The organism is Paenibacillus sp. FSL R10-2778 (assembly GCF_038593035.1).
GTDB lineage: Bacteria > Bacillota > Bacilli > Paenibacillales > Paenibacillaceae > Paenibacillus_AQ > Paenibacillus_AQ odorifer.
In genome coordinates this window covers 3,936,785-3,949,173 of sequence record NZ_CP151956.1, presented here as the reverse complement: position 1 = coordinate 3,949,173, position 12,389 = coordinate 3,936,785, and the positions used below count along the sequence as shown (strand labels likewise).

12 protein-coding genes, 1 tRNA gene and 1 pseudogene are annotated in these 12,389 nt (G+C 42.7%); 11 read left to right on the top strand and 3 right to left on the bottom strand.

Annotated features, from left to right (window positions below):
- Positions 1-1,004 precede the first annotated feature (1,004 nt).
- A complete protein-coding gene (locus tag NST40_RS17725) occupies positions 1,005-1,244 on the bottom strand; it encodes a hypothetical protein (protein ID WP_036687997.1) in 240 nt (79 codons plus the stop codon).
- A 142-nt stretch (positions 1,245-1,386) separates the two neighbouring features.
- Between NST40_RS17725 and NST40_RS17720 the strand changes: the two genes are divergently transcribed.
- Positions 1,387-2,067, top strand: a complete 681-nt coding sequence (locus tag NST40_RS17720; protein ID WP_076277255.1) for a hypothetical protein — start codon at positions 1,387-1,389, stop codon at positions 2,065-2,067.
- Here NST40_RS17720 and NST40_RS17715 read toward each other — a convergent pair.
- Positions 2,054-3,757: an alpha-amylase family glycosyl hydrolase gene (locus tag NST40_RS17715; protein WP_076277256.1), complete on the bottom strand. Its 1,704-nt coding sequence runs from the start codon at positions 3,755-3,757 to the stop codon at positions 2,054-2,056. The genes NST40_RS17720 and NST40_RS17715 overlap by 14 nt on opposite strands.
- Before the next feature lie 271 nt (positions 3,758-4,028).
- Here NST40_RS17715 and NST40_RS17710 point away from each other — a divergent pair.
- Positions 4,029-4,451: pseudogene (locus NST40_RS17710) on the top strand (ABC transporter substrate-binding protein); the annotation flags it as partial.
- Positions 4,452-4,489: 38 nt separating this feature from the next.
- Here NST40_RS17710 and NST40_RS17705 read toward each other — a convergent pair.
- Positions 4,490-5,932, bottom strand: coding sequence for a recombinase family protein (locus tag NST40_RS17705; protein WP_076277257.1), 1,443 nt, complete (start codon positions 5,930-5,932; stop codon positions 4,490-4,492).
- Between the two features lie 482 nt (positions 5,933-6,414).
- Between NST40_RS17705 and NST40_RS17700 the strand changes: the two genes are divergently transcribed.
- From NST40_RS17700 to NST40_RS17660, 9 genes are all read left to right on the top strand, one after another.
- Positions 6,415-6,487: transfer RNA gene (locus tag NST40_RS17700), tRNA-Pro, on the top strand.
- Positions 6,488-6,512: 25 nt separating this feature from the next.
- Positions 6,513-6,710 (top strand): hypothetical protein, encoded by a 198-nt coding sequence (locus tag NST40_RS17695; RefSeq protein ID WP_342409800.1) that lies wholly within the window; start codon positions 6,513-6,515, stop codon positions 6,708-6,710.
- Between the two features lie 54 nt (positions 6,711-6,764).
- Positions 6,765-6,995 carry a hypothetical protein gene (locus NST40_RS17690; protein ID WP_342409799.1) on the top strand — a complete coding sequence of 77 codons (231 nt, stop codon included), beginning with the start codon at positions 6,765-6,767 and terminating at the stop codon, positions 6,993-6,995.
- 318 nt (positions 6,996-7,313) lie between these two features.
- Complete coding sequence (locus tag NST40_RS17685) at positions 7,314-7,709, top strand: hypothetical protein (protein WP_076219177.1); 396 nt, start codon at positions 7,314-7,316, stop codon at positions 7,707-7,709.
- A 751-nt stretch (positions 7,710-8,460) separates the two neighbouring features.
- A complete protein-coding gene (locus tag NST40_RS17680) occupies positions 8,461-8,745 on the top strand; it encodes a hypothetical protein (protein WP_076219180.1) in 285 nt (94 codons plus the stop codon).
- Positions 8,742-9,635 (top strand): hypothetical protein, encoded by an 894-nt coding sequence (locus NST40_RS17675; RefSeq protein WP_076277269.1) that lies wholly within the window; start codon positions 8,742-8,744, stop codon positions 9,633-9,635. The genes NST40_RS17680 and NST40_RS17675 overlap by 4 nt, the downstream gene beginning before the upstream one ends.
- A gap of 39 nt (positions 9,636-9,674) precedes the next feature.
- Positions 9,675-10,031, top strand: coding sequence for an HNH endonuclease signature motif containing protein (locus NST40_RS17670; protein WP_076219182.1), 357 nt, complete (start codon positions 9,675-9,677; stop codon positions 10,029-10,031).
- 294 nt (positions 10,032-10,325) lie between these two features.
- Positions 10,326-10,700 carry a P27 family phage terminase small subunit gene (locus tag NST40_RS17665; protein ID WP_076148440.1) on the top strand — a complete coding sequence of 125 codons (375 nt, stop codon included), beginning with the start codon at positions 10,326-10,328 and terminating at the stop codon, positions 10,698-10,700.
- Positions 10,672-12,384: a terminase large subunit gene (locus NST40_RS17660; protein ID WP_256719048.1), complete on the top strand. Its 1,713-nt coding sequence runs from the start codon at positions 10,672-10,674 to the stop codon at positions 12,382-12,384. The genes NST40_RS17665 and NST40_RS17660 overlap by 29 nt, the downstream gene beginning before the upstream one ends.
- Positions 12,385-12,389 lie beyond the last annotated feature (5 nt).

The window sequence follows — 12,389 nt, the reverse complement described above, 5'->3', positions numbered from 1 at the left end:
ACTATGAGTTCGAAAGCAGTGGCTATGAGTTCAAAAGCAGCGACTAAAACTACAACAGTAGCAACTATGTACGCGACAGTAGCAACTATGTACACGATAATAGCAACTAAAGCAAACTGAGTTTCGAATTTTGATTACCGCGGACTCAGATGACGCTATATGCGAATTTATGAGCATTAGAGCAGAGTATCGGACTCCAATGCAGCTATTCGGCTTTTTGAGGTCGATAATTAGTGTTTTTCGCGCCAATAGTGACTCTGGGGTCCGTTAGAATTACAAATGAGCCCAAAAATTACGATTAAGGTCATCTGAGTCCGAAAGCAGTGGCTATGAGTTCAAAAGCAGCGACTAAAGCTAAAACAGTAGCAACTATGTACACGACAGTAACAACTATGTACGCGACAGTAGCAACTATGTGCACGATAGTAACAACTATGCACGCGACAGTAGCAACTATGTACGCGACAGTAGCAACTATGTACACGACAATAGCAACTAAAGCAAACTCAGTTTCGAATTTAGATTACCGCGGACTCAGATGACGCTATATGCGAATTTTTAGTCAATAGAGCAGAGTTTCGGACTCCAGCGCAGCTATTCAGCTTTTTGAGGTAGATAATTAGTGTTTTTCGAGCCAATAGTGACCCTGGGGTCCGTTAGAATTCCAAATGAGCCCAAAAGTTACGATTAAGGTCATCTGAGTCCGATAGCAGCCGGCTATGGGGATGGCCGGCAAGCAGCAATCCAAACGTGCCATGAAATAGCACAAAATCAGTACAAAGTAGCACCAAGCAGAACCAGCGAACCAAGGTCCCTGACTTTGAGAGTTGAAGCTATGTTTGCCTATGTATGCGCAAATAGTATCTAAATCAAACGGAGTGTCATTTTTGATCAAGTTAGCATCAAAAAGACAACGGGTCCAAGCAGCACCTCTTGGCTACTTAGGACGTTCCTTATTAGAAAGCTGAGGACAGCAATGTTGTGACAAAAAAACTACCCCTCCATTAATAGAGGGATAGCGCCAATGAATCATTTTCACTGTAACTGTGCAATATAGCTTCAGAGCCTTTAATTTCGATACTAATCAGAGAATTGAGGCATTTCTGGAGGGCACTTTTGCCCTTTTGAATTTTGAGCTCCAGCGTACTGTTAAGTAATCTAAGTACTTTTTGAGTGGGCTGTTTATTTTCTGTTGTGAAATACACAGGTACAAGTTTGTTCTGAAATGTGATGAGCATTCTCATTTTGAAATCACCTCGCTACAAGTATTTCATGTTAATGATCATACCCCTTGTTTCTTAATTTTACCTTAAAATTAGCTTATGATAACATAAAGATTGCTAGTTTAATATACATTTATATGTAATACAGGAAGGATACAATAATGTGAATGAGAAAGAACGAACGGATTTAACGGATTTAACGGAATTTTTATTTCCAGATCGGGTAACCGACCAAGTAGTTTTAAATGAATTGTTAAATACTGCGTCTACAGCAGAAAGGATAGGTAGATTCAAATATAGAGAGAAGGAGAAAACTAAAGATCTGTGCTTACAAATACATAAGGATAAAATACTAGCCTACTGCAATAATACACCGGACTCTCCTCCGTGTGTGCTGAAGAACAGAGAGGAAACAGAGAGCTTTTGTCTCGAGTTGTTCGAATGTGAGAGAGCGATGGAGCCCTTTGCTCACGGGATTCCGGCGTTACTAATGTCAAAAAAAAGGTTCAAGGAGCTGAAAAAAGGCTCTGATTCCTCTACGGTTCACAGACTCTCAGAGTGTTTAGCTGCAGAGACAGGAGATGATGTCCATTCCAACCATCTTGCACAAGTGATGAAATGCTTCGACGCAGAGGGAGAATTGCGACTCTGTATTTCTAGTGAAAATGGCTGGAAGTTTCAGTATGCTAGCTTCATAAGCGATCATTCAAGTGGCTGGTTGCTGCGAATGAGCAGCGATCCTTCCCAAGACTGGATTGTAGCTCTTCCTATATCGAAAGCACAATTATGTGGTTCTGTGGCAGAGTGGGTTTTTCATTCCTCCTCTTTTCCTAGTCCACAATAACCGTTGAATAGGGAGGAAGAGTAAGCTGATCTGAATTTAAGGTCACTTTGTCAGCAGTTGTCTTTTGGATCTTGGTGTAAGAGATACCCTCGGCATTTGGATGAAGCGTAATGATTTGTTCATCTCCAGTTAGGTTATGAACAACGAGGACTTGATCCTCTGTTGTTATACGTTCGTAGGCCATTACCCCTGCATTGCCAGAAGTGTAGTCTCGAATTCCGCCATCACGGAGCGCAGGGACTTCGTTTCTTAACGCAATGAGTTCGCGGTATCTTTTAAGCAGTGAGCTGCTGTCGTTAGTCTGGCTTTCGACATTAATGCTAACATCATCAGCGTTATTGCTGCCGACCTCCCAAGTAGTCTGCCCCTCAACCTGATCCGCTGTCATCCATCTCATGGGCTCACGAATTCCTTCATCTGGTTTTACACCAAGCATTCCTATTTCTTCACCATAATAAATAAAAGGATTTCCAGGCAAGGTTAACAGCAGGGCTGCTGCCATTTTTGCATGATCCAGATTGCTGTCTAATTGACTCATGACTCTGTTTTGATCATGATTTGTCAAAAAAATTGCATCGGTAAAATGGCTATCAGATATTTTGGAGTACAAATTATACGTACGTTCCAGCGTAAAGGCAGTCCCGCTGTCTTTTTCAGTTTTCACGGAATTAATAAGGGTCTCAGCTAACCCGAAGTTAAAACTAGAGTCGAAGGCTTGATCCAAATAAGCCCCTACGGTGACTGCAGAATTCTCCCATACTTCGCCGACAATATAAGCTTGAGGATTCACTTCATTCATCGCTTTGCGGAAATCCTGCCACCAAGATACATTTTTATTAGTTGTGGCTTGGCTTTTGTCGCTTAGAAGGTCTTCGTAAATATGTTTAGCAGCGTCTAAACGAAATCCATCAACCCCTTGTTCCAGCCAAAACTTACCGATATCCTTCATTTCATTACGAACTTCCGTATGATCAAAATTTAGATCAGGCATGCCTTCCCAAAAGCCACCTAGATAATGACTACCCAGTAAAGAGTGCCATGCACTGCCACTACCAGCGGCACTAGCTCCATTGGCAGGGCGTCCTTGATCTTCAGCCCATATGTACCAGTCGCGATATTTGCTGTCTTTATTTTTAGCGGAATCTACGAACCAAGGATGTTCTTTGGAGGTATGATTCACGACCAAATCCATAATTACTTTAATCCCACGTTTATGCGCCTCCGTAACGAGCTCTTGTAAATCCTCAATCGTCCCATAATCTGGATTGATTGCACGATAATCTGTCACATCGTAACCATGATAGCTTGGTGAAGGGTTAATAGGCATAAGCCAAATCCCACCGATCCCCAGATCGTCTGTGGTGTCAGGATTTCCGTCATTTAAGTAATCTAATTTCTTGGTAATCCCTTTGAGGTCACCGATGCCATCCCCGTCAGAGTCATAGAATGAACGAACAAAAATCTCATAATAAACCGTTGAGGGCTGTTCGTCAGTGGTAATCGTTTTTGCAGCGGGAGGTGTTGTAGTATTCTGAGCTGTATTTGCTTTTGGCGATGGAGAAGGGGAGGCAGAGGAAGGAATATTGTTATTATTTCCTGAACAACCGGATAGCAGAACGGCAGTTAAGCTAAGAGTCAAAAGTCCGTTTATTGTGTGTTTTTTGGCGATAGGTGTTGCTCGTTTATCCATATAAAATAACCCCTTCTGCTGCAATTTTCCTATAAAGGAAATGGTAAGCGCTTTAATTCTTATAGTACTGTAATCAAATCCTCAGGTAAAACGTTTGCACAGATATAAAAACAGCAAATTCAGTGATATTTATCCATAAAATCATTAAAAACCGCTGATATCATGGATATTCTTTTAATTCCCCGCGATATTCGGGATTTTAACCTTTCAGTAGGCATGTGCATATGCTTTAAGCAAGGGCGAAGGACCCGGTAAGAAAGGAGAATGAAGAATGAAGATTCGGAAAAAGCTGTCATTGTCGCTCATGATCATTACTTTATGCTTTTCAGTACTTGCCGGTTGCGGCGGAAAGTCAGAGACGGTAAAGGTGAAGATTGGGGAGGTTACCCGCTCTGTCTTTTATGCACCCGAGTATGTTGCCTTGACTCAAGGTTTCTTCAAAGATGAAGGGCTGGATGTAGAACTGCAGACGATTCCCGGTGGCGATAAAACGATGACTGCATTGCTCTCAGGAGCTATTGATGTAGCGTTGGTTGGTTCAGAAACCTCCATTTACGTGTATCAGCAGGGCTCGGATGATCCGGTCATTAATTTTGCACAGCTGACTCAAAGGGATGGAACATTCCTGTTCGCCCGGAAGGCTGATGGAGATTTTAATTGGGATAAAGTGAAGGGCTCTACCTTCCTTGGTCAGCCAAAAGTAATTTTAGAAATACCTTATGTAATGCGGCATTACAGCCGCACATCAACGTTAATTATTGAAGCATTAGTCACTTCAACTACTTTTATAAGTTGACGAAGTGCATTTTTTTGTTCTCCACGATTTTTAGAGTGCAGTTCATTATTCATCGAACCTAACCGCTTGATAAATTCATTTTCCAACGCAACTCTTGTCCCAGTTTCCGCTTCGTGAAGTCTTTCCTCAATTGCCATACGTTCTTTATGAATGCGATCCCTCGCTATTCTAAAATCCTCTTTACTAATATCAGCATCTTCAAAAAGCTCAATCTGTCTCTGCATTTTTATATCAAGTTTTTTAAGCCCAGCCTTTAATTGTGCAGCATCGACTTCATTCTGAGAGTCTTTAGTTGTTATTTCTTCGGTTCTGCCACTATAATTTTTGGCATCCATGAGATAATCAAATACTGTATTCTCAAGTAAGTCTCTGTCAATAAAGTGATGGAAACACTCAGCTCGCTTCATGTAACTTGAACAAACGTAATGGAAGTATTCCTTTCCGCTCGGCTTTTTTCGATACCTGCCAAACATCGGACGCCCACAGTGCGTGCAATGAACAAGGCCTGTGAGTAACCAACGTTCATTGTCAGCCTGTTTTCCACTCGTTTTTCTGGCTGTAATCGCAATCTGCAGGCGTTTAAATGTTTCTCTGTCAATTATAGGCTCGTGATGCTCCTCTATCACTATCCACTCTTCCTCTGGGCGTATAAGGCTTTTTCCACGAAGGGAATACCCACGGTTATAAACAAACATACCTGCAATTGTTTCTCTTCGCATCAACTTCCCTACTGAAAGTTGAGTGAATGATTTACCATCCTTAGTTTTTACTCCCATGTCATTGAGTCTTCTCATGACTCGGTGTGCTCCCTCACCTTGCAACATCCATTCGACCATTTTTCGAACTACTTCAGCTTCTTCTTGATTAATTACGTATTTTGAGTCAACCACATTGTAACCAAAGCAAGGACGAGACACCGCCTTGTCTGTATTGGTGACTATAGATAGCATGTTTTCTCTGACACGTTCTCTGTTCCTTCCACGTTCAAACTCTGCGAAAGCACCAAGGATTTGTAAAACCATACGACCTGCAGCCGTAGATGTATCAAACCGTTCACCAGCAGAAGCGAAACCACATTGTATCTCGTCCAATTCATCCACTAACAAGAGAAGGTCTTTGAGGTTCCGACAGAGACGGTCAATCTTAGTAATAACGACCATACTTAATTTTTTTTCCCGTGCCATTTTTAACATCCTTGTTAGAGCAGGTCTTTTCATACTACCTGCGGAGTAACCATCATCAATAAATGTCTCGATTTCTCCCTCTAGCTCCATTGCGTGACAATAAGCGCGAAGGCGTTCTTCTTGTTCATTTAATGAGTTTCCTTTTAGGGCTTGTTCATCTGTACTAACACGTATGTACAAAGCGATTTTCTTCATTAGGTATGCCTACCTTTCATGGTATTTGATATTAAAGGTAACACCGATAAAATTCTATGTAAATAACCATTTTTCTGGATTATGGAAAAAACAGAAAAGAGAAATTAATAAAAAAATCCCAGAATAATAACAATAATTTATCAGTCATTAGGTTATTGATATGTTATTCTTATAGCATAGGAAAACAAAGAGAACAGTACCCGACACAAACATCTGTCAGCTGAGGCGGTTAGCCAAAGGGCAGCATACACGGGCCGACTGTTCTTTTTGCTTTATTAGATGTGGTGGCGGAATACACGGTACAAGGGATCCACAATGCGCATATTCATAGCGTGGAGTATTTATCCCTCGCCCGCATCAATATCACCGCCTGTCACACCGTCTGAGGGCGCGTACCACGAGTTTTAGGTAGTGACGGGACAAATACACTCCCTGTAAGTACAGGCTGGGGAAACGCCTTTGTGCAGTCTGTCATGGGCTATGTGGGGTTGGTGTAACGGGTAGCACCTCGGCTGGGAACGGTCGATAGTGGCGGTTCGAATCCGCTTCTCCGCTTTATGAATAATAAGGGGGTAATATTTTGGAACAACCTTTGTTGGAAAAGTATGAATGCCTATCTGAAGAGTGTAGTGGTCAATTCCTGGTCAATATGGAAAAGTCGAAGGGAAAGAACCTTGCCTGTCCGTTTTGCGAAGGAACTGCTGAAGCAACAGCCAGCGAGAATCCTGACGATAACGAAGAACGTGGTTGGGTGTATGGCTGTTTATATCCACGTTAACCTTGAAGGATTTATCTTCCAGTTGTCGAATTATGGTGATGGGAGGTGAAAATAGTGAAAGTAGAAATCATCGTGGAAAATGAGCATAAAGAAATTTCATACGATAAAATCGTTGTATTGGACGTAGATGCGACTGAACTAACTGCTTTGTTAAATGCAGACAGCATCGTTATTCCTGTTGAGATTGAGCCAGGAGTAAAATCAACAAAAGTTGGGACAATCATAAGCAAGATGTTTAACGCTGTTGATGAAGAAAAAACACTCATTGTTTACATTCAGGAATAGGATCCGGGGTAAGGCTCTAATAACTACAGATCCTTCAATTTACAAGCCATACATAAAGCCATCCACAACCTGGGTGGCTTTTTCTATGCCCAGAAAGGAGTGAACGATCTGGATAAACGCATTAACATCCTATTACAGCTAATCTTTATAGCAGCCATAATATTAACCCTATGGAATGGCATGGAAGGAGCAAATCTTAACCAAAGGTATGAGAGTTCAGTTAAACAGCATGAACTGACTACCGCAGACTATATCAAGTATCTTGAGCGTTCCAAGCAGCAGATACAGGAACTCATTGATGAGAAAGGGTGAAGCAGAATGGCGTATCGTGCGAACATTATTCAATATGTTAAAATCCAGCCTACTTTAAAGGGGCTCATGTTGCTGGCTAAACACCATAATGAATATTGGAAAAAAGATAATAGCATCGGGAATCTTGCGGTTGTAGATGAATGCGTGACCTTAAGGCTTGGTGATCTGATTCGTTTTTTTGGAGAATTCGAAAAGTCGAAAATGGAAGAGTTCTTTATCAATGGTGAGATTATCTTTTTGGACGGAGAACTTGTAAGAGAAGAAAACCCTGATTACAAAGTGGGTGAACGTGTCCTTACTGAGGCTGTGATAGTTGAAGTAGATGAAGGCATTGGCGATGTAAAGATTAAAGTAGGTCTCACAGAAATGTGGCTTAGGGAATCACAGGTGGTTCGCAAATAACAACCCATAATCTAAACCCCAAAAGCTCAGAGGTGAGGGCGAACTAAGGTACATGGGCTGGCTAATCTCACTAGGTATTCTAAAAACGAAGGTGGTGTTTGAATGAGGTTCAGTAAGAAAACCAAAAAGCGACACATCAGGTTCTTAGACAAACGAGATTTTCTAATTAGTTCAATGTCTCGAAAAACGAAAAAATTCATTTTAGGTAGAAAGTTGAATAGGAGATCCTTTAAAGCCAAGATCGCTGAAGGTGTAGGTGATTTTTGTCGTGAGTGCGGCTGCGACTCAATTGTTATAACGACAGCTTCGGTTGACCACCCAGAACTTGTGGGGACTTATTCCTGTCTTAGATGTGGCTGCAAAGGAACTGTATTAGAGGAACACGATAATGGCGCGAATGTAGTTAAGGAGGAATCTAATTGAGCACTACACAAACCAGTAAGGCTATGCCAGCCATTTGTAACGAAGGTTGCAATAACCAGTTTGAGGTGAACGGCTTCCAGACAGCAAGGCTTCCTGGAGCTATAGAGAAGACGTACTTCATATGCCCACACTGCAAGCATGAGTATGTTGCGTTTTATACAGACTCGGAAGTAAGGCAGCTCCAAGATAAGATACGGCGCATACAGAGCCAACTCCAGAACCCACGGGCTGACCAGACTTCCACTCTTAAGAAGATCAAGAAGACGCAAGCCAGTATCAAGGCGGGCATGGATAGGGTGAGAGCAGCGGTTGAGGGAGGCGTAGGTTTGTGACGGCGAACACAGCAATCACTCCAAAGCTAATCCTTGTAGTCGGGAAGGACGTCACACAGGCTCGTGACCTATGGAAGGATCTAGGACTGAGAGACAAGTATCCTAGCGAAGCAAGAGTCAAGTATGTAAGTCGGAACCCCTTCATGTTGGATGGGCTTAATCCTGATGGCATGCTTATTGTATTGATAGGTCAGCACTGGTTGAATCCAATCATGGAAAGTTCAGTAATGAACCACTACATGAAGTTTGGAGCAACGGTAGTCAAGGAGGGCTTGCAATGAAGCGTCCTTTAGTACAGAGACTCAGAGATTTTTTTGGTATTGCTTGGGTAAGTAGGATCGGGGAATCTCATCCGGAATTCTATCTACCATTGTCAGTTTATAAAGACACTTTCAAATGCCACTATTGCAGCAATATATCACCCGGCAAATGGTGCCTACACTGTGACATCCATCCAGCAAGAGGGACTTACTACGATGAGCATGGTCATCCATGTAAGCCAACAGCTAGGATACGACCGATCAGCAAAACAGGGCATCAACCGGCATTCGCAATAATAGATGAATTGCATGAAAACAAGCCGTTGATGGGTAAGCAAGCTAATGTGGAGGAAGCAGATCAAGCTCATATTCATACATTTCCCGAGGGTATGTACTCACATGGACGTTGCTATGAAAAGGCTCAACAAGACGAAGGAGGGAATGGAATGTTCATAAAGGCGGTACACACTAGAGAGGAACTGTTTAGAGTCACAGATGCACTGGATATGTTGAAGAAAGACTACACGATAGTCAAGGAGACGGGATCACCTGATGGTTTCGAATCAGACTCATATGGGATGCCGTTGCCGCTAAAGCATGACACATGGTATGTGACCGAGGTAGAGCCTGAGGGGGAAGCAGTGAGTACTGTAGGTGACATCAAGGTCAAGCTGAACATTGACACATCAGAGGTGCAGGAAGCACTGAAGGACGTTGAGCGACTGTCCGAGGGGCTGACAGGTCGTGGAGTAAATGATGCCGTAGAGGATAAACTGGCGTACCTAGACAGACTCATTGCATTAGCACATGCGGTTGGTCAAGGTGTACCGCGTATGGATGTGTATGGTCGGACAAAAATAGTACTCAATAGTATTCAGGATGACTTGAACTTAAAAGTATGCAGTGAATAGGAACTAGGTATGTTGGGCTAACGGAGGTGGTGACATTCTATGACGAGCAGGCGTGACCAGAACCGTTACTATGACCGCTATAAGCGAGACAAGGGATCAAAGACATTCTATAGGTCTACAGCATGGGAGACTGCAAGAGTACAAGCACTCATCAGAGACAACTATCTATGTCAGCACTGCATAAAGCGTAAGAGATTAACTCCTGCTGATATGGTCCATCACATTAAACCACTGAGTGATTACCCTGATCTTGCATTAGTACTAGAGAATCTATTAAGTCTCTGTAATAGCTGCCATAACAAAGAGCATGGTCTTGCAGGGGAAAAGGTAGAGACACCAGTAACGAATCGAAGGGCGAGGTTCATAGTTTCCAAAGGAAATAGTGAGGTGTTCTGATGATGATAGCTAGCGAATGATAGATAAGACATTATAGCTAATTAAGGTGCCATTACAGGGGGATTCTGGAATAACTCTAACAAGTGTTCCTATGAATGTTATAACGTCTCAGTAAGGCTCAGAGAAGCTGTGACAATGTATTGATAAATAGATGTGAAAATGAATGGGGTGGAAAAATGGGACGGAATAAGACCAGCCCCCCCTGCCTTAAAAGTTAAAACGAGAGGCACAAGGGACCGCGCCCCCAGTTTCGTTTTCGGCGTATGACCATTTCATATATGAGGGGGGGGTGTCATGGAACACAAACCAAAACGGGAGATCAAAGATAGAGCAGCTAAGAAACTATTTGATATCGTGATACGAGAATTAGAGATTGATGATAATCTTTCTGATCGGACCATCATGATAACAGATAACTTGGCTTTGCTTGAGCAGTTAAAACAGCAGCATTTGGCGGACATAAAGGCTCGTGGTGTGGTCGAGCTTTTTGTCAATGGGTCACAGCAAATGTACAGACAGAACAAGTCTGTGGACATGGTAATCAAAATTATTGAACACCAGCGGAAGCTGCAAGCCGAGTTGAAATTGACCCCTGCCTCAGACAGAAAGGTCTCCGGTGTAGTTGATCCGGAAGGTGGCGATAAAGGTGACGAATTTACTGGCTATTGAAGCTTCTAAACTTCAAACCACACAATATGCAACTGCGGTCACAGCGCACCTTATTATTACGTCGAAGAAGGTTTATCAAGCCTGTAAACGCCATTTAAATGATCTAAAAAGGCAAGGAACTCGTGAATTTCCGTTTGTTTTTGATGAGGAAAAGGGATACCGTCCAGTTGGTTATATTGAAAAGTTCTGTAAGCCCTCAATGGGTGACTTTGATCGACTGGAGCTGCAACCTTGGCAACATTTCATAATCGGCTCACTCTATGGGTGGGTGCATAAAGATACCGGGCTTCGTCGCTTTCGCGAGGGGCTTATTTTTATGGGCAGAAAGAACGGTAAGACCTCTATGGTGTCTGGTCTATCTCTTTACGGTGCCTCAAAGGACGGAGAGAACGGAGCTCGGGTCTATCAGCTGGCAAACTCCAAAGAACAAGCTAGAGATATGTTCGATGAATGTAAGGCTATGATCAAGGCGTCCCCGTTACTCAGAAAACACTTTGATGAGACGCTACATGAGATTCGTTTCCGGAAGACAATGTCCAAGATTCTACCGTTGGCAACTGATAGTAAAAAGCTTGATGGTAAGAACTGCAGTATGGGTGCTTTTGATGAGATCCATGAGTACAAAACGTACAAGCTAATCAATGTCATAAAGAACTCAACGGGTGCCCGTACACAGCCGATGATCTTGTACATTACAACAGCTGGTTATCAGTTGGATGGTCCGCTGATGGATTATTATGATAAGGCTGCGGATGTTCTAGAGGGAGTAATTCCTGCTGAGCATGCCTTTTACTTTATGGCGGAGCTTGACCCAGGGGATGACATTGAAAATCCTGATAACTGGGGGAAGGCTAACCCTAACTTGGGTGTTACCATAAAAATGGAGGACATGCTAAAGGAATGGGATGATCGTAAACATATTCCTGCTGAACGTAATGACTTTATCACCAAGCGTTTGAACATCTTTGTCAAAGCGGACGAGGAATCGTTCCTTTCATTCGAAGTGCTGAAGCGGAACAACCAGGAACGTGACCCGAAGCAATTCGAAGGCAAGGGCTGTATCGGGGGCTTCGATCTTTCGGACAGCGAAGATTTTACTAGTGCTTGTCTGGAGTTTCCGATCCCGGAGACGGGCGAGGTGTTTACTATCTCACATTCGTGGATTCCAGCTGATAAAGTGAAGCAAGCTAATGAGGATTTACCGTACAAAGAATACGAAGAAATGGATCTTTTAACGATTATTCCGGGCGAATACGTAAAAAAAGAGTACATTTTTGATTGGTTTGTAGAACAATCTCAGCGCTTTGGAATTGAAAAGATCATGTATGACCCAGCAAAAGCGTTTGGGCTTGTAGAGGCGCTGAAAGCCTATGGATTCGAATGTGAAGTTGTCCGACAAGGACACCTTACATTAGGACCGGCTATGGATGATTTGAAGGAACTGTTTATTGACGGAAAAGTAATTTACAACAACAACCGATTATTCAGATGGTATATCAACAACGTCAAACTGGTTGAGGATAGAAACCGGAATAAAATACCTACTAAACAAGGTCGCTACCGTAAAATTGACGGGTTTGCGGCCTTTTTGAATGCCCATGTAGAGGTAATGAAACAACTTGCCGTAGCTCCACCAACTGGTGAAGTATCCTTTGTTTCAATCAGTGAGCTGTTAAGGGGGTGATGATA

Bases quoted from the DNA above. Each gene is read 5' to 3' on its own strand.
- NST40_RS17725 (WP_036687997.1), bottom strand. From the start codon at position 1,244: ATGAGAATGCTCATCACATTTCAGAACAAACTTGTACCTGTGTATTTC.
- NST40_RS17715 (WP_076277256.1), bottom strand. From the start codon at position 3,757: ATGGATAAACGAGCAACACCTATCGCCAAAAAACACACAATAAACGGA.
- NST40_RS17705 (WP_076277257.1), bottom strand. From the start codon at position 5,932: ATGAAGAAAATCGCTTTGTACATACGTGTTAGTACAGATGAACAAGCC.
- NST40_RS17685 (WP_076219177.1), top strand. From the start codon at position 7,314: ATGGCGTATCGTGCGAACATTATTCAATATGTTAAAATCCAGCCTACT.
- NST40_RS17675 (WP_076277269.1), top strand. From the start codon at position 8,742: ATGAAGCGTCCTTTAGTACAGAGACTCAGAGATTTTTTTGGTATTGCT.
- NST40_RS17670 (WP_076219182.1), top strand. From the start codon at position 9,675: ATGACGAGCAGGCGTGACCAGAACCGTTACTATGACCGCTATAAGCGA.
- NST40_RS17665 (WP_076148440.1), top strand. From the start codon at position 10,326: ATGGAACACAAACCAAAACGGGAGATCAAAGATAGAGCAGCTAAGAAA.